The 23,265-nt window shown below is 56.5% G+C and carries 20 protein-coding genes; 15 read left to right on the plus strand and 5 right to left on the minus strand.

What is annotated here, in order from left to right; all coding sequences use genetic code 11:
* Positions 1-51 precede the first annotated feature (51 nt).
* The 3 genes from HMPREF2609_RS00950 to HMPREF2609_RS00960 all read right to left on the minus strand — a co-directional run bounded on the left by HMPREF2609_RS00950 (position 52) and on the right by HMPREF2609_RS00960 (position 4,228).
* Positions 52-1,560, minus strand: a complete 1,509-nt coding sequence (locus HMPREF2609_RS00950; RefSeq protein WP_070534501.1) for a sugar transferase — start codon at positions 1,558-1,560, stop codon at positions 52-54.
* Positions 1,561-2,029: 469 nt separating this feature from the next.
* A complete protein-coding gene (locus HMPREF2609_RS00955; protein WP_070534502.1) occupies positions 2,030-2,815 on the minus strand; it encodes a phosphatase in 786 nt (261 codons plus the stop codon).
* A gap of 90 nt (positions 2,816-2,905) precedes the next feature.
* Positions 2,906-4,228 carry a glycosyltransferase gene (locus tag HMPREF2609_RS00960; RefSeq protein ID WP_070534503.1) on the minus strand — a complete coding sequence of 441 codons (1,323 nt, stop codon included), beginning with the start codon at positions 4,226-4,228 and terminating at the stop codon, positions 2,906-2,908.
* A 224-nt stretch (positions 4,229-4,452) separates the two neighbouring features.
* Between HMPREF2609_RS00960 and alr the strand changes: the two genes are divergently transcribed.
* From alr to tsaD, 5 genes are all read left to right on the plus strand, one after another.
* A complete protein-coding gene (gene alr / locus HMPREF2609_RS00965; RefSeq protein ID WP_070534504.1) occupies positions 4,453-5,766 on the plus strand; it encodes an alanine racemase in 1,314 nt (437 codons plus the stop codon).
* 63 nt (positions 5,767-5,829) lie between these two features.
* Positions 5,830-6,456 (plus strand): tRNA (adenosine(37)-N6)-threonylcarbamoyltransferase complex ATPase subunit type 1 TsaE, encoded by a 627-nt coding sequence (tsaE, locus tag HMPREF2609_RS00970; protein ID WP_070534505.1) that lies wholly within the window; start codon positions 5,830-5,832, stop codon positions 6,454-6,456.
* 118 nt (positions 6,457-6,574) lie between these two features.
* Positions 6,575-7,360, plus strand: a complete 786-nt coding sequence (gene tsaB, locus HMPREF2609_RS00975) for a tRNA (adenosine(37)-N6)-threonylcarbamoyltransferase complex dimerization subunit type 1 TsaB (RefSeq protein ID WP_070534506.1) — start codon at positions 6,575-6,577, stop codon at positions 7,358-7,360.
* Between the two features lie 12 nt (positions 7,361-7,372).
* On the plus strand, positions 7,373-7,936 hold the full coding sequence (gene rimI / locus HMPREF2609_RS00980; protein ID WP_070534507.1) for a ribosomal protein S18-alanine N-acetyltransferase: 564 nt from the start codon (positions 7,373-7,375) through the stop codon (positions 7,934-7,936).
* Between the two features lie 6 nt (positions 7,937-7,942).
* Positions 7,943-9,061, plus strand: coding sequence for a tRNA (adenosine(37)-N6)-threonylcarbamoyltransferase complex transferase subunit TsaD (gene tsaD, locus HMPREF2609_RS00985; RefSeq protein ID WP_070534526.1), 1,119 nt, complete (start codon positions 7,943-7,945; stop codon positions 9,059-9,061).
* Positions 9,062-9,141: 80 nt separating this feature from the next.
* Here tsaD and HMPREF2609_RS00990 read toward each other — a convergent pair whose 3' ends face one another.
* Both HMPREF2609_RS00990 and HMPREF2609_RS00995 read right to left on the minus strand, forming a co-directional pair.
* Complete coding sequence (locus tag HMPREF2609_RS00990; protein ID WP_070534508.1) at positions 9,142-10,290, minus strand: glutamate--cysteine ligase; 1,149 nt, start codon at positions 10,288-10,290, stop codon at positions 9,142-9,144.
* A 167-nt stretch (positions 10,291-10,457) separates the two neighbouring features.
* Positions 10,458-11,906: a class I SAM-dependent methyltransferase gene (locus HMPREF2609_RS00995; RefSeq protein WP_070534528.1), complete on the minus strand. Its 1,449-nt coding sequence runs from the start codon at positions 11,904-11,906 to the stop codon at positions 10,458-10,460.
* A gap of 243 nt (positions 11,907-12,149) precedes the next feature.
* Between HMPREF2609_RS00995 and groES the strand changes: the two genes are divergently transcribed.
* The 10 genes from groES (at position 12,150) to guaA (ending at position 22,949) form a co-directional block, all read left to right on the plus strand.
* Positions 12,150-12,437, plus strand: a complete 288-nt coding sequence (groES, locus tag HMPREF2609_RS01000; RefSeq protein ID WP_004005229.1) for a co-chaperone GroES — start codon at positions 12,150-12,152, stop codon at positions 12,435-12,437.
* Positions 12,438-12,566: 129 nt separating this feature from the next.
* Positions 12,567-14,156 carry a chaperonin GroEL gene (gene groL / locus HMPREF2609_RS01005; protein WP_070449001.1) on the plus strand — a complete coding sequence of 530 codons (1,590 nt, stop codon included), beginning with the start codon at positions 12,567-12,569 and terminating at the stop codon, positions 14,154-14,156.
* A 265-nt stretch (positions 14,157-14,421) separates the two neighbouring features.
* Positions 14,422-15,939 (plus strand): IMP dehydrogenase, encoded by a 1,518-nt coding sequence (guaB, locus tag HMPREF2609_RS01010; RefSeq protein WP_070534509.1) that lies wholly within the window; start codon positions 14,422-14,424, stop codon positions 15,937-15,939.
* 202 nt (positions 15,940-16,141) lie between these two features.
* Positions 16,142-17,272 (plus strand): GuaB3 family IMP dehydrogenase-related protein, encoded by a 1,131-nt coding sequence (locus tag HMPREF2609_RS01015; RefSeq protein ID WP_070534510.1) that lies wholly within the window; start codon positions 16,142-16,144, stop codon positions 17,270-17,272.
* A gap of 250 nt (positions 17,273-17,522) precedes the next feature.
* Positions 17,523-17,948: a hypothetical protein gene (locus tag HMPREF2609_RS01020; RefSeq protein WP_070534511.1), complete on the plus strand. Its 426-nt coding sequence runs from the start codon at positions 17,523-17,525 to the stop codon at positions 17,946-17,948.
* Between the two features lie 151 nt (positions 17,949-18,099).
* Positions 18,100-18,741: an SMI1/KNR4 family protein gene (locus HMPREF2609_RS01025; protein WP_070534530.1), complete on the plus strand. Its 642-nt coding sequence runs from the start codon at positions 18,100-18,102 to the stop codon at positions 18,739-18,741.
* Positions 18,742-18,853: 112 nt separating this feature from the next.
* The gene (locus tag HMPREF2609_RS01030) at positions 18,854-19,390 is read left to right on the plus strand and encodes a DUF6301 family protein (RefSeq protein ID WP_070534532.1); all 537 of its coding nucleotides are present in this window, start codon (positions 18,854-18,856) and stop codon (positions 19,388-19,390) included.
* Positions 19,391-19,570: 180 nt separating this feature from the next.
* Positions 19,571-20,593 carry an SURF1 family protein gene (locus tag HMPREF2609_RS01035; protein ID WP_070534518.1) on the plus strand — a complete coding sequence of 341 codons (1,023 nt, stop codon included), beginning with the start codon at positions 19,571-19,573 and terminating at the stop codon, positions 20,591-20,593.
* A gap of 38 nt (positions 20,594-20,631) precedes the next feature.
* Positions 20,632-21,216: a DUF3817 domain-containing protein gene (locus HMPREF2609_RS01040; protein ID WP_070534520.1), complete on the plus strand. Its 585-nt coding sequence runs from the start codon at positions 20,632-20,634 to the stop codon at positions 21,214-21,216.
* Positions 21,217-21,356: 140 nt separating this feature from the next.
* Positions 21,357-22,949: a glutamine-hydrolyzing GMP synthase gene (gene guaA / locus HMPREF2609_RS01045; RefSeq protein ID WP_070534521.1), complete on the plus strand. Its 1,593-nt coding sequence runs from the start codon at positions 21,357-21,359 to the stop codon at positions 22,947-22,949.
* Positions 22,950-23,265: the final 316 nt, after the last annotated feature.

Genomic DNA, 23,265 nt, shown 5'->3' on the forward strand with positions numbered 1-23,265 from the left:
CCCCACCGCTGTATTGGACTATACCGACCTTGGCATAGTCGGGCACGAAAATTAGTAGGCGCCTTCCTTGGCGAAGACTGCTCGTACCGTGCGCAGCAGGATAATAAAGTCGGTTGTCATAGACCAGTTTTCGACGTAGTACAGGTCAAGACGTACCGATTCATCCCAGGAGAGATCGCTTCTGCCAGAGACCTGCCATAGTCCGGTAATCCCGGGTTTGACGAGCAGGCGGCGGTACATAATATCCTCATATAGGTCTACCTCTTCCGCCAGCGGGGGCCGAGGGCCCACCAGGGACATGTCGCCAATAAAAACATTCCAGAGCTGCGGCAGTTCGTCAATGGAGAACTTGCGAATGAATCGGCCGATTGGGGTGATGCGTGGGTCATTCACCATCTTAAAGAGCACCCCGTTGCCTTCGTTCTGTTCCATAAGCTGGACTTTGATCTCTTCGGCGTCGGTGCGCATCGACCGGAATTTGACCATGCGAAAAACATCGCCGTTCATTCCTACGCGCTCTTGGAAGAAGAATGCAGGTCCGCCGTCGCGTCTGATAAGGATACCCACCACCAAGAAAACAGGGGAGAGCATGAGAAGCCCCAGCCCGGAGGCGAGCACATCCAGTGCGCGTTTTGCCAGCGCGGCAATACCCGTAATATGCGGGGTAGAAACATGCACAAGCGGTAGCCCGTTGAGCGGCTGAATATGCATGCGAGGCCCTGCAATATCGGTGGTTGCTGGAGCCATAATCAGGGCGATATGCGCATCCGCGAGACGCCAGCCGAGCATCCGCATCTGTTCCGGGGTCAGCTGATGTCCGTTCGAGATGGCGACCATCTGAATATTGTTTTCCTGCACGGCCTGCATAATATCGTCAGGGTTTGTGGAGTAACCCAGAATGGGCAGATCGACGTCTGCAATCGTGGTACCGGCGTAGATTCCCGGCAGGTAAAACGCAGCTGGTGAAAGCCCCGATGCGACGGCGCCGGAGAGGCTCTTATACAGATGTTTACCGGTGGGAACGTCGGAAATAATCATGACGCGGGTTAGCGAATACCCTTGCAAACGTTTTTGTACTAGTCTTTGGCGCAGCAACCAGCGCTCTATCATGATGAGTCCTAAACCCAACGGGTAGGCGATGAGCAGGTACATGCGGGTCAGGTCGATTTTGAGAAAGAACGCCACGATCACGAGTGTGCAGAAAAAGTAAGTGCTGCCGCGTGTGACCATACGGTATTCGTCGGTTCCCATTCCTAGAACGCGAATATTTCGTGAGCCGTTGACTTGCAGAGTCAGCCACCAGATTATGATCATGCCGATATCGAGGAAGATATAGTCGATGGGTGCGACGGAAGGATCGAGCAGGTTAAGCGGCCAGACATTCACAGGCGGTAAATCCGCGTTTACGAAGCCGAAGCGAATAAAGTGCGCAGCAAAAATAGAGATGGCAATGGCAATCAAGTCGCCCAGGTAAAGAGATTTCAAAACCTGTGGATGCCACTCACGTTTGGCGACATATGTGGTGCCCCAAACTTTTTTGAGTCTTTCTTTTGCTTTCAATGAAGTTATCTTCCCCGGTCGTGGTGAGCGCGCATATCGGCGTATGCGCGGAATGCTCGAGTTTGAGACCCGCAGCCCGGTGGTCAGTCGGAATACAGATGAATGATGTGTGCAGTGTGTGAGCGAGAAGTAGAGAGAACGAGAACCAGCTTTGAGGCCCCGAGGTAGTCCGGAAGAGAAACCTGGCCTTTAACTGATTCTCACGATAGTTCTTCAAAACTACTCAGTCCTTATATTTTACGGTTAAACCAGGAGTTTAGTCCTCCTGAATGGTGGTCTAAACTTCAAGGATAAAGAGTGAATTCAATCACCTTAATGTGTCATAAAGGTGCTGAAGACACGATTATTAAAGGCTATTATGGATGTTTACTTTTGTAAATAGCTTTAATAAATATCCTAGTCAGAGAGCTTCAATACCCGTAAACTAATAAAATACCTTGAAAGAATAAAAAACTATAGCCTAAAAGTTTTACCGAAATTGTTTCAATGAGGCGCGATTCACCAAAAAATCAATCAGCGGTTCGTAACGATTCGGCGGAACATTATCATCCATCGGAACACACACCGGTAAATCACCCTGCTCTGCGGCAATAAACAATCCCGGATCGTTACAGTCGGCAATACCGAGCGTCAGCAGCTTCTGTTGCGATGCCGCATACCCCGCCATCCCGTGATCGGAAACCACAAGATCGGGCATCTCACCGCGCTCACGAAGCTGGGCGAGGGCGATGCGCATCGGCCCCGGGAAATGCGTATGCTGCAGATTCCCGTACTGCTCAAACATCACCACACCCATGATCTGGCGAATATCGCCGTCCAAAAACCGCTCGCCCTGCTCAATACGCAGCACCGTGGCCCCGGCGCGTTCGGCGATGCGCGCCAGCTCAGCATAAATGGGGAAAAGTCCGGCAGGGTGACCGGTGGCGAACAGGATCTTTTGGCGGGCGCGCACCGCATCGCCAAAAATACGGGCATACTCTTCGAGAGCATCAATGCACTGGGCGGCACCAATCGTATCTTGCCCCTGGACATGCGAACGGTCAGGGTTCAGACCAGCACGGCGTACCATGACCTCAAAAACTTCGTCATAGGTCCAATCCTTCGACCATGTAACCCCGAATTCGAGGTGCTCATTATGATCGAGAAACCCTTGAATATGCGAAAGGTTATTCTCACGCGGTGTAGCAACATCACCTGTGATGCGGGCAGAATCAAGATAAGCGGCAAACTCGTCGCGCGTCATTGCAAAACTCATATGTCAAGTGTAGCCGCTTGAACAACTTTCGAGACCGTGCTGTGGTGCGTCCTACAGGTTTTGAGGAAGAGCAGAATATTTGGCAATAAACTATGCGGAGCCCTCGGCCCGCTCTTGCGCTAAATGACGACCAGTTATCGCCTCGGAATAGACGCACAAGGTCTTTCGGGCGGTCGCTTCCCAACTGAAAGAAAGTGCACGAGCTGCCGCATTCGCCCCCAGTGTTAAGCGCAGACGCGGGGCACGCACCAGCCGCTCGATCGCAACCGCCCAACGCTGCGGGGTGCGTGGCGCCACAAGCAACCCCGTTTTATGGTTCTCGATAGCGAAACGCAGCCCATCCGCATCAGTGGCAAGTACCGCAGCCCCCGAAGCCTGCGCCTCCAAAGCCACGAGCCCAAAAGATTCAGACGAGGAAGGAGAAGCCACAATATCGGCGCGGCGAAAAATATCGGCAAGAATATCGGCAGGAACCGGACTGCGCAGATGCACCCGATCGGCGATGCCTAAATCGCGGGCACGGGCAAGAAGATCTAATTCGTACCCGGAAGAAGACTTGCCGATAATATCCAGTTCAACATGCAGATCCGCGGGAAGAAGCGCAAGGGCCTCTACCAAAATATGGGGTCCCTTTAACGGCTGAGGACGCCCAGCAAAAACCACCCGAGCGTGCGTATCCGAACCCTCATGTTCGGCGTGCACCCCCGGCAGTGGGTGAAAAATACCGGTATCAACCCCCGGCGCAATCACACGCATGCGTGCGGGATCTGCCCCATAGTAGTCCTGCAGCTGCTGCCCTTCAAGAGAAGTATTGACGATCGTCAAAGCGGCATGTTCAAGAACTCGATGCTCGCTTTCATAACGTGCGTGTGGTTCTTCGGGCTCGTCGGGGGAGCGGCGCGCATCCTTCGCTGCGGCGGTCGTATGAGGGGTAAATACTACGGGAACAGCTGTTCCTTCGGCAGCGTAGGTTTGGGCAGCCCCCAGCGCAGCAACGCCCGAAAGCCAATAGTGTGCATGAATAACCTGCGGATGCCAGCACGCTAATGAGACGCATTGCGCCGCAAACTCGGCTGTAAACTCAGCAAGTTGATTTTTGTGAGCACCTAAAGCCTGCGGAATCAACACCTGGTGTACCCGCACCCGATCACGATACGAGTTGAGAAGAGTCGGAACCTGTACCCCGGGCTTTGCATGCTCACAATCGGGATCGGTAAGAAGCGTGAAAACCTCGACGCGCAAAGTATCGTCTGCCGCCAGCATAGCTGCAATCGAACGCGCAATATAAACGTTCATGCCCCCGGCATCGCCGCGACCAGGCTGCGCAAAAGGATCGGTGTGCAGAGAATAGACATGCACAACAGGCTGGGGCAGGGGCAAGCGGGACTGCGAGCTCTCGGGAATCTTCACCATCCTAGTCTAACGCGCGGTTTTATGAGACAGCGCGTTCTGCAAGCCGAGTGAGTCTAAGGGTGAACGTGTAAGCTTCGACGGTATCGAAGAGGCGCTAAGAACATGAACTGTTGATGAACGCTCCCTAACTCGGGATAAGAAGAGCGAAAATACACGAAAAGACGGGCTAGAATGAGTGTAACTAGACGCTCCCCGCGTTCACCGAGTACCGGAGGTATATAGAAATGACTGTTCCCACACGTCCCCTCTACACCCCGAACCTGCAGCCCGGTGAGGCGGAGCGAACCGCCATCATCGACCTTAATGCTCTTGAGCACAATACGCGCGTGCTCAAAGATATGATCGGTGAACGTAAACTCATTGCCGTGGTGAAAGCGGATGCCTACGGTCACGGCGCCTACCCCGTGGCACGGTCAGTACTCGAAGCCGGTGCCGATATTCTGGGCGTTGTGCATGTGACCGAAGCCCTGGAATTGCGCTCAGAGGGTATTACCGCCCCGATTATAGCTTGGCTGCACACCCCGCAGACGGACTTCGACGAAGCACTCGAAGCAGATATTATCCTGGGTGCCTCCGGCTGGGACTTAGAAGCAATAGCAGAAGCCGCCAATCGCACCAAGAAGCGTGCTCGTGTACATCTGAAAGTAGACACGGGGCTTGGGCGTAACGGCTCCACCTTTGAGGACTGGCCCGCGCTAGTGGCGCGTGCCCTTGAACTTGAAGCCGCAGGGCTGGTGCGCATCGAGGGCATTTTTTCGCATCTGGCGGTTGCCGATGAACCCGAACGCTCCGAGACCGCACGGCAGATCGCCCGACTCAACGAATTCGTAACCGTCGCCCGCAGTGCGGGTCTCACCCCCGAGCTTGTTCACCTGGCGAACTCTCCGGGCACGATCACCGGCGCGAGCCCCCTATATAACACAAACGAAGCGGTTCTCGCCGATGCGGTACGCTGCGGAATTGCCCTCTACGGTCTGTCCCCGCTCGCGGGTGTGAGCTCCAAAGACCTTAATCTGCGACCCGTTATGACCCTGGGAACCCATGTGTGCAATGTCAAAGAGGTACCCGCCGGGCAGGGGGTCTCATACGGGTTGCGGTACAGCACCGATAAGTCCACCACGCTGGCCCTCATTCCGCTCGGATACGCCGATGGCGTGCCGCGCATCGCTGATGGGGCTCCGGTGCGTATTTACCCGCGTGCCGATGCCGCGAACCCTGTGGAACCGCGCACGTACCGTGTCGTGGGCAGGATTGCTATGGATCAGCTCGTGGTTGATCTGGAAGAGCCCGGACTAGCCGATCCTGCGCGCGGTATTCTCGGCGGTTCCGCCGTGCTTTTCGGCTCGGGAGATAACCCTCCTGTTGAAGAATGGGCCGCTGCAGCGAAGACCATTAACTACGAGATTGTGACTCGTATTTCTCCGCGCGTGATACGCATCTACCGCGGTGGTGCCTGGGTGGAACGCGAAGTAGATGGTCTGCACGCCCTGGGATCCCTCTTCGGTCTCGACGATGAACAGACACCGGAAACCGTCTAACGATATGTGAGTTCGAGTCTTCGCACCCCTGTTTAACCCATACCGTTCCCCGGAAAGAAGCCCATGCACGCACATCCCGTTTTAGAAGTTGATCTTACCGATCTTGCGCATACATGCGCGGCGGCGCATGCGCTTGCGCCGTTGCTCATCGCTGGGGACCTGCTCTTGCTCTCGGGAGAGCTTGGTGCCGGGAAGACCACCTTCACCCGCGCCCTAGGCGAGGGGCTTGGAGTACGTGAGGGTGTTATTTCGCCAACTTTTGTGCTCTCGCGGGTGCATCCTAATCTACTGGACGGCACCCGCCCAGGTGGGCCCGATCTCGTGCACGTGGACGCATACCGGCTCTCTAGCGCCGAAGAATTAGACGACCTCGATCTAGAATTCTCGCTGGAAAAATCCGTGACCGTCATCGAATGGGGACGCGGTAAAGCCGAGCATCTGAGCGATTCCCGCCTGGAACTAGACTTCACGCGACTCACCGGCGCGGACGCCTCCATCGCCTACGCCGCCGAGAATTACTCGCCCACAGGGGAGGGGGAATTCGACTGGGATGCGCTTGACGATCGTGAGGAGGAGAGCGCTGATGCCTCAGAACCGCGGCTGCTGCGCATTACCGCTTACGGCCCACGGTGGGAAGGCGAAGCGTATCGAAGTCTTGAAGCCGCCATGCTCAAACTCGGCGTCGAGTAACCTGTTTAAGAGTTGCCGGGAGCGAACGGAAGCGCACCTCATGAGCCTGCCTTGGGGTATTTATGAAGCGAGAACCCGTCACAATAGTGGGTACACGGCAGCACGTTAGAATGATAGGGTGCTCATACTTGCTCTAGACTCATCAGCCACCGCATCCGTGGCTTTGGCGCGCCTGAACGGCGAAAATCCCGGTTTGACCGCAACTATTCTTGCCGCCCGCGAAAGCGCCGATACGCGTTCACACGCCGAAGTGATGTCGCCCTTCGTAGCCCAGGTACTCGACGAAGCACAGGTAGACGGGCAGAACGTGGATGCGATTCTCACCGGAACCGGACCGGGCCCTTTCACCGGACTGCGCGCCGGAATCGTCACCGCCCGGACTCTTGGATTTGCCTGGAACAAACCCGTCTATGGACTTATGAGTCTAACAGCCTTGGCAGAACGAGCATTCGTTCAGGATTTCCAGGGCAAAGCCGCGCAGAAGACCGAGATTCTGGTAGCTTCCGATGCGCGCCGCCGCGAAATCTACTCCGCGATCTTCACCGTCACCGAGAACGGATACACGATAAAAACCGGTCCGCAGGTGGCACCCGCAAGCGAAAGTACGCCTGCACCCGGCAGCGTTTCTGGACAGAATACCGCAGGTTACCGTGCCTACGGTTACGGTGCCGAGCTTTACCGCGAACAGCTGGAACAGTTGGGAGTGCAAATTTCTTCCGAATTATCGCAGCTGCACCCCAACGCAAGCGACCTCGTGCGCGCCGCCGCGCGCTTGGGCGTAAAAAATCTTAGCACCGACACCCGCGCCCTCTACCTGCGTGACTCGGACGCGAAGGTTCCAGCCGCCATGCTTGCGCGGCAGAGCCAGAGCGCTCCGAGCGATCCCGCATCGCCTAAGGGATAGGGGAGCGTAAATATGCACTCGAAACTTCAGCATCCAGAACTTCCCGGTGCGCTCGCCCGCGGTGCCCGACTGCGCCGCGCCGATATCGACGATGTACCGCATCTGTTCACCCTCGAACAAGAGCTCTTCCCCCTCGACGCCTGGAACCTTGATATGTTCCTCGCCGAAATAACCCACCCCACCCGCACCTATTACGTACTTGAGCGGGCGCGTGCCGGCGAAAATCCTCAGGGAAACCCCGATGAAAAGAACGCTCCGAATATTATCGGATACTGCGGGGTTATGACGGTGGCAGACACCGCCGATGTGCAGACCATCGCCGTGCTGCCCGAGTACGAAGGCAACGGATACGGAAGAGCCATGCTCGCCACAATGCACCGCCGGGCACAGGATTTAGGGGCGCAGCGCATCCTTTTGGAGGTGCGGGCCGATAATCCCCGAGCCCAGAACCTCTACTTGCGCACCGGATACACGCATATTCACACACGGCCCGGCTATTATGACGACGGCACGGATGCGCTGATCATGCTCAAGGACTTCGCCGCCGATGCCTCCACAACAACGGAAACTACCTGAGAAATGATGACTGAACAAACACTTTCTGCCGCAGCCGAACCGCTTGTATTGGGTATCGAATCATCCTGCGATGAGACTGGGATCGGCATTGTACGCGGCACCCGTCTGCTCACCAACACGGTTTCATCCTCTATGGAAGAGCACGTGCGGTTCGGCGGGGTGATCCCCGAAATTGCTTCGCGGGCGCATCTTGATGCTATGATTCCGGCTCTCGAAGCTGCACTTGCAGACGCTCACGTGACCCTCGACGATATAGACGCGATTGCCGTCACCGCCGGCCCTGGGCTCGCCGGTGCACTCATGGTCGGTGTTTCTGCCGCGAAGGCGCTGGCTATCGCTACCGGAAAGCCGCTCTACGGCATTAACCACCTGGTGGCGCATGTGGGCGTGGGGCTGCTCGACGATAACGGTACCGAGGATGGAGCACAGCTGCTTGAGCACGCGCGAGATGGCGGGCTCGGGGCACTGCTGGTTTCTGGTGGTCACACCGAAATTCTGCAGGTGCGCGATATTACTCAGGATGTGCGTCTGCTCGGAGCCACCCTTGATGATGCTGCCGGTGAGGCCTACGATAAAGTTGCTCGCTTACTGGGGCTCGATTACCCGGGAGGCCCTGCTATTGACCGCGCCGCGCGCACGGGGAATGCTAAGGCGTTTGTTTTCCCGCGCGGGTTGTCAAACCGTAAGTTCATGGGTACCGCCGAAGCCCCGGGGGCACACCGGTATAATTTCTCGTTTTCAGGGCTCAAGACCGCCGTAGCGCGCGTGATTGAAGGCTTTGAGGCACGCGGTGAAGAGGTTCCGGTCGCCGATATTGCGGCATCTTTCCAGGAAGCGGTTGTCGATGTTATCACGAAGAAGACCGTGCTGGCTTGCCGGGAACAGGGACTGCACACCCTCTTACTTGGCGGCGGTGTTGCGGCAAATTCTCGGTTGCGTGAGCTGCTTTCGGCACGATGCACTTCAGCTGGGGTGCGTCTCATTATCCCGAAATTTACGCTGTGCACCGATAATGGCGCAATGGTGGCAGCGCTCGGGGTACGCCTTGTCGATGCTGGGTATGAACCTTCGGGAGTCGATTTTACGACCGACTCTTCGCTACCGGTCACGACGGTGTGTTTCTAGAGCATTTGCTTAAACTAGAAGGATCCGTCAGCCCGCCTCCTGAGAAAACTCGGGGGAGCGGGCTGGAACTTTATCGGCCCCTAGCGGATGGGACGCGCCCGTGACTGGAGCGCGACATCTCGAATAACCTCGTGGAAAGAGCCTGTTTTCTCATAGATAGCGCGCTGCCGGTCGGCACCGGTGCCCTCCGCCAGCATATTCCTCACATGCTGCAGCTCCGGCAAACAATCCAAATCCTGGGCAACATCCTCTAGCTGAGTAACAAGAAGCTCAATGTCCTCGCGCAGCGGGCGCACCTGTGGCTCGTTAGACACAATGATCTCGGTGTCTAAACCATATCGGGCGGCACGCCATTTATTCTCCTGTGCATGCCAAGGGTTTAACACCTCAATCTTCTCGCCAGCCTCAATTTTGCGCGAGAAAAACTCCACTAAACACTGGGTGAGCGCCGTAACCGCTGCAACATCCCGAATCGACGGAAGACCATCGCAGTAGCGCATCTCCAAGGTGCCATAGCGGGGAACCGGGCGCACATCCCAACGGTCCTCGCTGACCTCTAAAATAGCGCCCGTCTTCACCAAAGCATGCAAATAGTCGCTGTACTCCTGCCAATTTTCAAAATGGAAAGGCAGACCATTTGAAGGCAGCTGCTGATACAGCATCGTGCGGTGCGAACCATAACCGGTATCCACGCTGTCCCAGTAGGGCGAAGACACCGAAAGCCCCAGCAGATGCGCGCAATAGTTGGTGAGCGCATCCACAAGCGGTAATACCTTATCGCGTGAATCGACGCCCACATGCACATGCACGCCAAAAATAACCATGTGCCTGCCCCAGTACTGGCCGCGACCTACCACACGCTGGTACCGCTTCTTTGCGGAAACCTGCTGATCCTGCCAGTGCGCCGTAGGGTGCGTGCCCGCCGCATAGAAATCAAGCCCCAGCTCATCAGTAACCTCACGGATTTTATCGGTCACCGAGATCAACTGCTGGCACGCCTGCGGCACCGTAGTACACACGCCGGTAATAATCTCAAGCGTATTCTCCAAAAATTCGCCCGTCACATGAGCATGATCCAGGGAAGGTTCCAAAAGCTCGGGGTAACGTTCGCCCACACGGGCAAGTACCTCTTGAGCACGCGCTACCAGCTCTCCGGTATGCTGGTCAATCAGCGCGATCTCCCACTCTACGCCAAGAGTGGATTGCGCCGAGGAAGCGAACGGAATCAAAACTCTCTCCTTCTTAGGGTGACTGCATTTATTTTACGGTGTTGGTGACCACAACAGCGCTTTTCAGAGTGTGTATGAACTAAATACGACACGAACATGAAGTATCTGACATAAAACGTCACACACCGGCATTACAATTTTGCAGATGCGCCACCCACATAAACCCGCTAGACCACAGAAATCTTAGTGTCCGAGCTAGAGACGTGCGCTGAATCAGAAAAATCTACAGGCCGCACATGCCACCCGATGCGCCGTGCCTGCTGCCCAGACCCCACTCGCGTAAACACTAAAGTCGCCGGGTTATAGCCCTGATTCTTCGCGGCCTTCTTACCTGATTTCTTGCCCGCACCGCCTGCCAGCAGGGTCGCACGCATTTTCTCGGGCACCAGATCAACGCCGCGTTTCTTGATCGTCAAAGCCGTAAAACCGCGCTCGCGCACCCACTTTTTGAGCTGTTTCTCATGCACCGGGATTTCCTCAAGAACCTCATAACACTGTGCCAGCGGACTCTGAACAGCTTCTACCGCCGTGAGGTACGCCAGGTGCGGATCAATCAGGTTCGCCCCAAGCTCTTGGGCTAACTCCTGCACCAGATGCGCCCGCACTACCGCGCCGGAAGGCTCATAGAGGTACTCACCGGGGGAGGGGAGCCGGGTTTGCTTTTCATCAACAGGGGTTACTTGTTCCGCGGGATAGGGACTACTCAGCGTGGTTTTGTGAATGCGCAGGCCCTTGTCTTCAGCCTGTCCCGTCGCCTCCTGCCGCAGCACCGTGACCGTGCGTGCAACGCCCTCCTGAGCCAAAGCATTAAACCAAAGCACCAACTCCACGAGAGAACCCTCATGCTCAACCCACTGCGCCGTGACACGCGGATGCGGGTTCGCCTCACTACGAATATCCTCAGGGCGCGCAATAGCCTCATGCGGCATCCCCGGACCAAGTTTGACACCCATCGGCATGCCAGTTCTGGCCAGATCCACTACGAACGAAAGCGGTGGAGAATAGGCTTCTGGATCAAAAATACGTTCTGTACGGGATTTTATAACTCCGGTCAGATCACGTCTGGCCGGATCAAGCCATATGCCCTGCACCGCCTCGCCGGTGCTATCACGAAAACTCTCCGGATCAAAGTTCGTCACATCACCGACCACAACCCGCGAACCCGAAAAATCCGCCAGATTTGCGGCAGCAAAAGATGCCGTCAACGGGTCAAGCTCCACAGAAACAGTCTCTAAGGATGCGCGCGCGAACTCCAACGAATCCGCGCCGATACCACATCCCAAATCGGCAACCGAACGAACCCCGGCACGGGCAAACACGGCCGCATGCTCGGCAGCAACAACCGGTCGAGTCGCCTGCTGCGCGCCGTGCTCGGTCAAAAACATAGTGCGCGCCCTATCGCCGAACTTTGACAGCGCCCGAGTGCGCGCCTTAACAAGGCTGAGAATATTGGCGGTCTCATCGGGCGTGAACCCCTGCGCCCGCAGCCGCGTAACCTGTTCGAGCGAGTGCTCTTGACTATAGGGGAAAAGCGCATCCGCGGCATCTAACGCCTGCCGGGTAAAAGCCAGCTCGGGCGGTAAGGCAAACGGCGGCGGGGGCACAAAATCAACCATAGGCTTAAGTGTAGTGGCATGAGCATATGCAGAAGGCTTGGAGACTGCGGCAGGTTCACGGGGCGCTCGCGTATTATCCTGTGCGCGAAACGCCGCCCTCGAAACGGCGCGCATTCTTGACCGGGTGCCGCTGGGATTCTAAAGTTGAATTTAGCACTCGAAGCGGTGCAGTGCTAAACGCCTAGGCGCTAGGGCTAAACCGCTTCACAAATTCTTAAAAACTGACTAACAAGGAGCATACCTATGGCTATTAAGCCCCTCGAAGACCGAGTAGTTGTCAAACTAGAGCAGGCTGAGCAGACCACCGCATCCGGTCTGGTTATTCCCGAAACTGCAAAGGAGAAGCCGCAGGAGGCTCGCGTAGTAGCCGTGGGCCCCGGCCGCGTGGACGATAAAGGCAACCGCGTTCCCGTCGATATCGCCGAAGGCGACGTAGTTGTGTTCTCCCGCTACGGCGGCACCGAGGTCAAGTACCAGGGCGAGGAATACCTGATTCTCTCCGCTCGTGACGTTCTGGCGATCGTCGACTAATTTCGCATATATGCAGGATGCGCCGCCGGTTTCTCGCGCGGCGCATCCGCTATACCTGACCTGGATTTGGCGCACGTGCGCCTTCTACGATATCGAACGCTCACAACCCTCAAGGAGTAGCGAATATTCATGGCTAAACAGCTTGAATTCAACGATGCCGCCCGTAAGTCCCTGCAGGCTGGCGTCGATAAACTCGCCGATGCGGTCAAGGTTACCCTCGGCCCACGCGGGCGCAATGTTGTGCTCGATAAACAGTGGGGTGCACCGGTTATCACGAATGATGGTGTCTCGATCGCCCGCGAAGTTGAGCTTGAAGACCCCTATGAAAACTTGGGCGCGCAGCTCGCTAAAGAGGTAGCCACCAAGACTAACGACGTTGCTGGTGACGGTACGACTACCGCAACCGTGCTGGCGCAGGCACTCGTGAATGAGGGGCTGCGCAACGTAACAAGCGGTGCGGCACCTGCGGAGGTGAAACGTGGCATTGAGGCCGCCGTTGAGAAGGTCTCCGAGCGTCTGCTTCACGATGCCCGCGAGGTACAGGGTCCGGAAGTTGCGCATGTTGCCGCTATTTCGGCTCAGTCCGACCAGATCGGCGAGCTTTTGGCATCTGCTTTTGAGAAGGTCGGTCAGGACGGCGTCATTACTATCGAGGACGGCTCCTCCACTGAGATTGAGCTTGACATTACCGAGGGTATGCAGTTCGACAAGGGCTACCTTTCGCCTTCGTTCGTGACCGATGCCGAGCGTGGCGAAGCGGTTCTTGAAGATAGCCTCATTCTGCTCTACCAGGGTAAGATCTCCACTGTTGCCGAGATTATGCCTCTGCTGGAGAAGGTCGTACAGGCGAAAAAACCGCTGACCATTATCGCCGAAGACGTTGATGGTGAAGCACTGTCCACCCTCGTGGTGAATAAGCTCCGCGGAACTCTCGACGTTGTGGCGCTTAAGGCTCCCGGGTTCGGCGATCGCCGCAAGGCTATTATGCAGGATCTCGCCATTCTGACCGGCAGCATCGTGATTACCCCCGAACTGGGTATCGACCTGGCCCAGGCAACGCTCGAAGAAACCGGTTCGGCGCGCCGCGTGACCGTCACCAAGAACACCACCACGATTGTGGACGGCGGTGGCAGCAAGGAAGCGGTTGAAGACCGTGTGCAGCAGCTGCGCCGAGAGATCGAGGCCGTCGATTCCGAGTGGGATCGCGAAAAGCTCAAGGAACGCCTGGCGAAGCTCGCCGGTGGCGTGGGCGTGATCAAGGTGGGTGCGGCAACCGAGGTTGAGGCTAAGGAACGTAAGCACCGCATCGAAGACGCTGTGTCTTCTACCCGCGCGGCTCTTGAAGAAGGCATCGTATCCGGTGGCGGTTCGGCACTGATCCACGCCAGCAAGGCGCTCGACGGTTTTGAACTCGATAGCCACGACGCAAACGTAGGTGTGCAGATTGTACGCCGCGCCCTGGTACAGCCGCTGCGCTGGATTGCCGAAAACGCTGGCGACGACGGCTATGTGGTGGCGGCAAAGGTTGCCGAACAGCCTGTTGGCCACGGTTACAACGCCAAAACCGGTGAGTATGTTGATCTGTTTGAGGCGGGCGTAATTGACCCCGTGAAGGTCACCCGCTCTGCGCTGCAGAATGCATCATCTATCGCGGCTTTGGTGCTCACGACCGAGACTCTGGTGGTCACCAAGCCCGAAGAAGAGGACGAAGACGAATAATTGATGGGTTGCCCGGTTCGAGGAGAGAAAATCTCGTTGAACCGGGCAACAACTATCTATAGGTGCTTGACGCAGACTGGCCTGAAATAACCGCAAGCGCAGCCTTGAACCGGATACTGCTTACAGGAAAGGCGCGCATCCAAACCACTCCGTGTACCCCGAAGCAGACGTAAGCGTTTACCATAGAGATACGACGTTTTACACCCGGTGGCACCACTCGCTACACAACATCTATACATCCGGTACAGCATTTGAAAGGCTAAACATGACTGTCCCCACCGCCCTGACCGACGATCCCTTCGGTTTCACCGGTCTGACCTATGATGACGTGTTGCTTCTACCCGGCAACACCGATGTTATTCCCTCCGATGCCGATACCAGCACTCGACTTTCCAAGCGTATTACCCTGGGCACCCCCATTATCTCCGCGGCGATGGATACCGTCACCGACTCTCAAATGGCGATCGCAATGGCGCGTCTAGGCGGTATGGGTGTGATTCACCGCAACCTTTCGATCGAGGACCAGGCGGCGCATGTTGATCGCGTGAAACGCTCCGAATCGGGTATGATTATCAATCCCGTCACTATCGGGGCTGGTGCGACTATCAGCGAATACGATAATCTGTGCGGCTACTACAAGGTTTCGGGTCTGCCGGTGGTCACCGAAGACGGCAAACTTGAAGGTATTATTACCAACCGCGATATTCGCTACCTCTCGCGCTCGGACTACGAAAGCACTCTCGTGCGCGATGTTATGACCCCGATGCCGCTCATTACCGGTTCGCCGAACCTCACAAAGGATGAAGCCTTCGCCCTGCTCTCGAAGAACAAAATCGAGCGTTTGCCCCTTATTGACGAGGCCGGTAAACTTGCCGGGCTGATTACCCTCAAAGACTTTGTGAAGACCGAACAGTACCCGCGCGCTACCAAGGATGACGATGGTCGCCTGCGCGTTGGTGCTGCTATTGGCTTCTTCGGTGACGGCTACGAACGTGCAATGGCTCTGGTCGAGGCCGGGGTGGATGCGCTCTTCGTCGATACCGCCAACGGACATTCCCAAGGCGTGCTCGATATGATTTCCCGCCTGAAGAAAGATCCCGCAGCCGCACATGTCGATGTGATCGGCGGTCAGGCGGCAACCCGTGAAGGTGCTCAGGCCATTATTGATGCGGGCGCAGATGCCGTGAAAGTCGGCGTGGGTCCCGGATCAATTTGCACCACTCGTATTATCGCGGGTGTGGGCGTACCCCAGGTAACCGCAATTAACGAATCCGCGAAGGCAGCTATTCCCGCCGGTGTTCCGCTTATCGCCGACGGCGGCATGCAGCACTCCGGTGAGATCGGTAAGGCCCTGGTTGCTGGCGCCGATTCCGTGATGCTTGGCTCGCTTCTGGCGGGAACCGCCGAGGCCCCCGGCGATCTGATTTTCATGAACGGTAAGCAGTTCAAAGCCTACCGCGGCATGGGTTCGTTGGGCGCTATGCAGACCCGCGGTCGTCACAAGTCCTACTCGAAAGACCGTTATTTCCAGGCAGACGTTTCCAGCGAAGAGAAGCTGATTCCCGAGGGAATTGAGGGGCAGGTTCCGTTCCGCGGACCGCTTTCTGCCGTGCTGCATCAGCTTGAGGGTGGTCTGCGCCAGACCATGTTCTACGTGGGTTCACGCACCATTGAGGAGCTTAAGACCAAGGGTAAGTTTGTGCGCATCACTCCGGCGGGCTTGAAAGAATCTCACCCGCACGATATTACGATGACTGTCGAGGCACCTAACTACCGCCGTTAACCATTGCTGACCGGCTCAATGGTGTGTATGGCTCGAACATTAGGGAATCTATTCCGTCGTGCATTTTGTGATATTTCTGAATAATCTGCGGCGGAACGGGTTATACGCCGAGTAGAGTAGATACTGCATCAGGCGCGTAGTCTTGCGGGGCAGCCGTGCGCCAGGAAACACCGGTCAGAGACCTTCCGAAAGGGAAACACACATGTCCGATATCCAGATTGGGCTCTCTAAGAGCGCCCGCCGCACCTATGCGCTTGACGATGTGGCGCTGGCACCGACGCGCCGCACCCGTGACCGTCGCGATGTCGATACGTCATGGCAGATTGACGCCTTCAAATTTGACACCCCAATTGTGGGCGCACCGATGGACTCTGTGATGTCTCCAGCGACCGCGATTGCGCTTGGAAAGCTCGGTGGTTTAGGCGTGCTCAACCTAGAGGGTCTGTGGACTCGCTATGAGGACCCGCAGCCGCTTCTTGACGAAATTACTGAGCTTCCCGAAGCTGATCCTGCCTCTGCTACTACGCGCATGCAGCAGATTTACGCTGAGCCGATTAAGCCCGAGCTGATTACCGCGCGCCTGGAAGAAATTCGTGATTCGGGTGTTATTGTGGCGGGCTCGCTTACCCCGCAGAACACCCAAGAACATTACGAGACCGTGGTGCAGGCCGGGGCCGATCTTTTCGTGATTCGCGGCGCGTCGGTCTCTGCGGAGCATATCTCAACTTCGCATGAACCGCTGAACCTCAAGAAATTCATTTACGAGCTGGATGTACCTGTTATGGTCGGCGGCGTGGCAGGGTATACCCAGGCGAAGCACTTGATGCGCACCGGTGCCGCCGGTGTTCTGGTGGGCTTCGGCGGCGGTTCCGCGATGACCACCCGTAAGGGGCTGGGCATTTCTGCGCCGATGGCAACCGCTATTGCCGATGTTGCTGCGGCTCGTTCGGACTACCTGGACGAATCCGGTGGACGGTATGTTCATGTGATTGCCGACGGCGGACTTAGCCGCTCCGGTGACCTGGTGAAGGCACTGGCTCTGGGTGCGGATGCGGTGATGATCGGTGCGCCCCTAGCGCGTGCATCCGAGGCGCCGGGTCAGGGCTGGTACTGGGGTAATGAAGCGCATTCGGTGGATTTCCCGCGCGGCGTGCGTACCCCGCTGGGCGTTGTTGGAACCCTCGAAGAAGTGCTGTATGGACCTTCGCACCATGTGGACGGCACACGCAATATTGTGGGTGCACTCAAGCGTGCTATGGCTACCTGCGGTTACCTGGACTTGAAGAAGTTCCAGAAGGCAGAGATGACGCTCGTGCCTGAATATCGGGGATAATCTCGCTCAGTCTCGCGTTCCGTTGAGCGCACAGGAACCGAACGAACATTCTCTTTGCTAAAACGTATTGCGCCCTCACCGGTGAAAATATCCGGTGGGGGCGCATTGTGCTATTCCGAGTCAGGCGCGGAAGCTGGGTACATGACCATACGCGGGGCACAAGCGAGCAGAATCCCGTAGCATGAATAGGGCAGGCGGGTAGCGTGCAGTGGTTTACGGTATTTCGCAGGTAAGGCGAGAGGAAAAAATTGTGGGCGTTAATTACCTATATCCCGTTCTCAGTTCAGAGGATACCCTCATTGATGTCGAAGCTTTCTTACGCGAAGGGCAGCGAAAATGGCCCGGGTGTAAGACGGCGCAGTGGAGCGTTGAGGAAGACCGCTTGACGGATGCTCGCCTTATTACTATCCCTGATGGGGCATCGACGATTATCAGTCATTTCACTGATGGTCGGCTCATATCTGTTGATGGGGCAGATTTTGAGGAGGCCGTAGAGATTGCCGCATGGGTGCGGTCTTTGAACCCAGACCCTGACGTGGTGCTATGGTTTACATCCAGTGCTTTCGATGGTCACACAGTCTTGACTCCGGGAATTACACCCCAGCAGGTGCTTGAGCAATGGGTAGATCACCGTGAACACGACCCTTATGTGGAGTACCCTCAGTACTTCTCGTGAATGATGTAGTCATAGTGAAAGGGGGCGAGGCTGATATGGGCGCGGTAAACCATGGGAGTATGGCGATACCGGCAAGCTAGTAGTGATTGGTTGCTGCGGCAGCAGAGCTGGTTCTTAGAGCCGGATAGGAGATAGGAAGAGGCTAATGCACATGACAGATGAGGCTATGGGTGTACCCAGCGGGACAAATCGGGCTATGTCGGAATGGACGTGGCAGGACTACCTGAACTGGGGGCAGGAGATTAACCAAGAGCGAATGGAGGCCGACTGGAAGGGCCTGTGGGACTACGCGCCACCCAATGCAGGAGCCTCTGAAGAAACACTGGCACGTACTGAGGCTCAGCTGGGTTTTCGTTTGCCAAAGTCCTATCGTGATTTTCTCAAGGTAGCCGACGGCTGGCCCTGTTTCTACCAGGACATGACGATCTTCTCCACTAGTGACCTTCTTGGCGGCGAACTGCGTAGGCTGGGCGGGGTTCAGCTGGAGCTGGAGGAGTGCATTGAGGCTATGGCTTCAGACGGTGTTATCGCTGCTGACCATTTCATGGTTGCCGCCGCAAAGGGGTCGATTGACATCGTTCTGATGGGGCGGCCCGGTACCCCGGCGGAGGGGACTGCCTCGTGGGTGCGTGGTGAAGTACTAGGACGCTACGACGATCTTCTGGACTATTACCTGTCTATGATGGAGTACAACAAGCTCGAAACCGCCGATCTCAGAAAGGACTTCGGCCCCAAGCCCGACGGCGTCCCTCACGCTGTCCTCGATACCCGCCTCAATGAAGGGGAAGACTGACGTAGTTCGCATAGCTAGGTGGGCTATGGGGTTCTCACGCCCGAGGCTGCTCAGCATCTTAAGAATCTATCGACAAGCTCTAAAAATCCCAGAAGAGAGACCGAATTCTCATATGTTAAATGAAGCAAACTCCACACCGTCAGGTTTTCGCACGTATCCGGTCGAGCAAGCGGTGGCCATCATCCGAGCAATAGCCGAGCATCGGTGGCCCATGACTGTTGAAGAGGCATTCTCGTTGCGAGATCAGTTCGACTGGATACCCGCTCCTGACGATGGGAGATTTTTCGTTACACCCGTCAGTAACGGAGAGGAAGATGGCCACATAAGCCTAGACGTCAGTAACAACCAATTCGTATCCGGGATTTCTTTCCGCTTGACCAGCCTCGCATCCCCGAACCCAACCCCAGAAATTAAGGCATTGATACAGTCGGCACGTTCAGACTATATCGCCGGACTCACATCACTGTACGGGACTGCAACCCCTGGCCCTAGCAGCGAAGTAGAAACTTTGTCTTGGTATTTGCCGTCGCGCGCGAGTGTCGGTTTAGGAGTCGCTACAAGACTTGTGTCCGCAACAATTGAATCGCCAGCGATGACTGATCTCACCGAAGCTGAAGAGAAGTATTTTGCGGAGGGTGGGGAGCTTTAACGCTGTGCGCCGCTGGTTTGCTGCCAGCTAGTTTTTGGTTCTGGGTCCTTACCGTACCGGCTAGACTGCGTTCTACACTGGGAAACGACGCATCTCTGCAAACTATTCGCCGGGATTTTTCCCCGCGTAAGTTACCAACGGCGTTAGGGGCACATCACGCAGACGCGCTACCCTAGATATGTGTGGAAATTGGCGTTTACTCCCCGCTGGCTGGGCGGGCTTTTGCTGGCTCTCGTCTTTGTGACGGGGTTTGTCGCGCTCTCCAGCTGGCAGTTCAATGCCTCCACCTCACAGCAGGTACATTCTGATCCTGCGAAAGATCGAGTGCGACCCTATACCGAGATTCTGCAGGCGCATCAGCCCGTGACGAACTTGACGGTTGATACCGTAGTGCAGGCGAAGGGGGAGTACGTTCCAGGATCCTCCATGCTGGTAGCAGGCCGCCTGAATGAGGGGCAGCACGGATACTGGGTTCTGAGTGAATTCATTCCCGAAGGAACCGATAAAGCCGCCGCTTTGGGGAGCACCAAGCCCCGTGCCATCACAGTGGCGCGAGCCTGGATAGCGGGTGAAGACGATCACGCGCCGAGCATACCCGCCGAACCGACAGGGACAGTTGAGGTTGCCGGTCGTGTAGTAAATGCCCAGGGCGCCGCCCCGTACACGCGCACGACCGAGAAGGTGCTGGAAAGCGCATCCCCGGCACAGCTGACAAACCTGTGGGATGCGCCCCTCTATGACGGCGTGCTCACGCTTTCCGCCGAAGTACCTGAGAACAAAAAAGTACCCCTCACCGAACAGTACACAATCGCGGAAAACGCCACTATTATTGGACAGTCCGAGAATCTGCGCCCTATTCGCGCAGCCCAGGCGACCAATGATGCCAACATCAACTGGCTCAACATCTTCTACTCGCTCGAATGGTTGATTTTCGCGGCTTTCGCCCTCTACCTGTGGGGACGCATGCTTAAGGATGCGGCGCATCGTGCCGCCGAACCAGCCGAATACACCCAGTATTTTGAGTACGAGGGCGAATACTTTGTGGACGAAGCCACCGGACGCCCCTACTATTGGGACCCCGCCGACGAACAATACTATTTCTTCGATGAAGTCCCCGAAGAAGCATCAGCGCGGGTGGAAGATACACCGCGTAACGTGCCGACGAGTGGTAATCCCCAGAAACCTGCAGATATAAAAGACTAACGCCAGCTAAACTCATCAGCACACACGAGAGGCACAGTATGTCAGAGAATCCCGAGAAGAACACAAAAATTACCCCGGTAGAACGTACCGACGGGCGCAAAGTCACCCTATCGCAGAACGCCTCGAAAGCATCAGCAGACGGGGCAGAACACGCACCCCAGGGTGGATTTACGGTGCGTAAAAAATTTGGCGGTACCGAAACGCAGATTCGTTCCGCACTCACCTTCTATAAATGGTGCGCATGGATATCCGGTACCTTCCTGCTGCTGCTGGTGGTTGAGATGATTACCCACCACGGGATGGGCTATGACCTGGTGGCGGGTGCAAAAGACGCCGCAACCGGTTCCGATGTGGCGCTCGGCGTCCTTAACCGCGAAACCGGCAACCTTACCGGCGGAGTAAACATCTCCACGTGGGTGCTCATTATTCACGGCTGGTTCTACATTATTTATCTGTTCTCCTGCATCCGTATTTGGCTGCTCATGCGCTGGGGCATTGCCCAGCTCATCGTCATGGCGCTTGGCGGCGTGGTGCCGTTCCTCTCATTCATCGTTGAGAAGCGCATCCACGCAGAAACCTTGGCGCAGCTTGAGGCAAACCCGCAGGCAACCAAACGATACTAGCCCCCCCCAGCATCGGCGAAAACCCAACGGCGAGTACCCCTGAATGGGCACCACATAAAACTTTTATCTCTCCCGTAGAATAGAAATACAAGACTTCGCGCGCTCGCGCGGAATTTCGACCTGACACGTGAGGAAAATCCGTGACCGACTCTGTACACCCGGATCAGCTTGAAGAGCGTCCGGTTCTGGTGGTAGATTACGGTGCCCAGTATGCGCAGCTTATTGCTCGTCGCGTGCGTGAGGCGGGTATCTACTCTGAAATCGTTCCCCACTCTATGAGCACCGAAAAGATGCTCGCTAAAAACCCTGCCGCGATTGTGCTTTCGGGCGGGCCTTCATCGGTGTATGCCGATGGCGCCCCCCGCGGCGATAGGGCACTATTTGAGGCTGGCGTGCCGGTCTTCGGCATCTGCTACGGTTTTCAGGTGATGGCGCAAACCTTGGGCGGTACCGTGGCGCAGACCGGTTCCCGCGAATACGGCGCAACCGACGCAACTTTGTGTGCAGTTGATTCTTCGTTCCTCACCGGCACCCCACAGACGCAGAACGTGTGGATGTCGCACGGCGATTCCGTGACCGAAGCCCCCTCCGGGTTTGAGGTTCTGGCGCAGACCCCGGGTGCGTCCGTGGCGGCGTTCGTGGATGAGCACCGCAAGCTGGGCGGCGTGCAGTGGCACCCCGAGGTGAAGCACTCCGACTACGGTCAGGTTGCGCTTGAGAACTTCCTGTATAACATCGCCGGGCTTAAACCCACCTGGTCAACCGCCAATATTATTGAGGAACAGGTTGCGAAGATTCGTGAGCAGGTTGGCGAAGACCGCGTGATTTGTGCGCTTTCTGGCGGCGTGGATTCTTCTGTTGCTGCGGCTCTCGTGCATAAGGCCGTGGGCGATCAGCTGACTTGCTTCTTTATTGACCACGGGCTGCTGCGCGCGGGTGAGCGTGAACAGGTTGAGCAGGATTACGCCGCGTCAATGGGTATCCGTGTGATTACCATTGATGAGTCAGAGCGTTTCCTCACCGCACTGGCTGGTGTGAGTGATCCCGAGCAGAAGCGTAAGATTATTGGCCGCGAGTTCATCCGCTCCTTCGAGCAGGCCGAGCGCAAGCTCATTGAGGAAGCGGGCGAAGAGGGTGCACAGATCAAGTTCCTGGTGCAGGGCACCCTGTACCCGGATGTGGTTGAATCCGGTGGTGGCGAGGGCGCAGCGAATATTAAATCGCACCACAATGTGGGCGGTTTGCCTGAGGATTTGGCGTTTGAGCTGGTCGAGCCGTTGCGTACCCTGTTTAAGGATGAGGTTCGTGCGATTGGTCGTCAGCTGGGTGTTCCCGAGAAGATCGTGGCGCGTCAGCCGTTCCCCGGCCCCGGTCTGGGTATCCGCATTGTGGGTGAGGTGACCCGCGAGAACCTTGAGACCCTGCGCGCGGCGGATGCGATTGTGCGTGAAGAGCTGACCGCCGCCGGTCAGGACGAGCATATTTGGCAGTGCCCAGTGGTTCTTCTCTCCGGTGTGCGTTCTGTGGGCGTGCAGGGCGATGGCCGCACTTACGGGCATCCGATTGTGCTGCGCCCGGTTTCTTCGGAGGATGCGATGACCGCCGACTGGTCGCGCCTGCCTTATGATCTGCTGGCAAAAATCTCGAACCGGATTACGAACGAAGTCAAAGACGTGAACCGTGTGGTGCTGGATGTCACCTCCAAACCCCCGGGAACCATTGAGTGGGAGTAGCCAGGCGGGGGAGTAGCCGTCTAGGAATCAACCCAGTTCTGAGTAGATAAGCCGCCCGGTGTGTTCTGAGCTGTCAGGATACGCCGGGCGGCTTTGCTGTGGTCATAAAGATATAGAAGCTACGCCATGACCTTCTCGAAACGGAACATTTCATCAAGTCCTTCTGCAACAGAGCACAGCTTCGGATGCCCATGACGGGAATATGAAAGTCTGGAGCGTACTCGGTTTAGGGGCGCCCCTAATGAATGCCCCTCAGTGTTTTTGTCCTGAAAGCTGGGTGGTCTTCTTAATACTATTTGTCGTGACAACAATCATT

The organism is Rothia sp. HMSC058E10 (genome assembly GCF_001809415.1).
GTDB classification, from domain to species: Bacteria; Actinomycetota; Actinomycetes; order Actinomycetales; family Micrococcaceae; genus Rothia; species Rothia dentocariosa.

What these genes read in the sequence shown, in the direction of transcription:
- HMPREF2609_RS00955 (WP_070534502.1), bottom strand. Translation starts at nt 2,815, where the DNA reads ATGAGTTTTGCAATGACGCGCGACGAGTTTGCCGCTTATCTTGATTCT.
- HMPREF2609_RS00960 (WP_070534503.1), bottom strand. Translation starts at nt 4,228, where the DNA reads ATGGTGAAGATTCCCGAGAGCTCGCAGTCCCGCTTGCCCCTGCCCCAG.
- alr (WP_070534504.1), top strand. Translation starts at nt 4,453, where the DNA reads ATGACTGTTCCCACACGTCCCCTCTACACCCCGAACCTGCAGCCCGGT.
- tsaE (WP_070534505.1), top strand. Translation starts at nt 5,830, where the DNA reads ATGCACGCACATCCCGTTTTAGAAGTTGATCTTACCGATCTTGCGCAT.
- rimI (WP_070534507.1), top strand. Translation starts at nt 7,373, where the DNA reads ATGCACTCGAAACTTCAGCATCCAGAACTTCCCGGTGCGCTCGCCCGC.
- tsaD (WP_070534526.1), top strand. Translation starts at nt 7,943, where the DNA reads ATGACTGAACAAACACTTTCTGCCGCAGCCGAACCGCTTGTATTGGGT.
- HMPREF2609_RS00995 (WP_070534528.1), bottom strand. Translation starts at nt 11,906, where the DNA reads ATGGTTGATTTTGTGCCCCCGCCGCCGTTTGCCTTACCGCCCGAGCTG.
- groES (WP_004005229.1), top strand. Translation starts at nt 12,150, where the DNA reads ATGGCTATTAAGCCCCTCGAAGACCGAGTAGTTGTCAAACTAGAGCAG.
- groL (WP_070449001.1), top strand. Translation starts at nt 12,567, where the DNA reads ATGGCTAAACAGCTTGAATTCAACGATGCCGCCCGTAAGTCCCTGCAG.
- guaB (WP_070534509.1), top strand. Translation starts at nt 14,422, where the DNA reads ATGACTGTCCCCACCGCCCTGACCGACGATCCCTTCGGTTTCACCGGT.
- HMPREF2609_RS01015 (WP_070534510.1), top strand. Translation starts at nt 16,142, where the DNA reads ATGTCCGATATCCAGATTGGGCTCTCTAAGAGCGCCCGCCGCACCTAT.
- HMPREF2609_RS01025 (WP_070534530.1), top strand. Translation starts at nt 18,100, where the DNA reads ATGACAGATGAGGCTATGGGTGTACCCAGCGGGACAAATCGGGCTATG.
- HMPREF2609_RS01030 (WP_070534532.1), top strand. Translation starts at nt 18,854, where the DNA reads ATGTTAAATGAAGCAAACTCCACACCGTCAGGTTTTCGCACGTATCCG.
- HMPREF2609_RS01040 (WP_070534520.1), top strand. Translation starts at nt 20,632, where the DNA reads ATGTCAGAGAATCCCGAGAAGAACACAAAAATTACCCCGGTAGAACGT.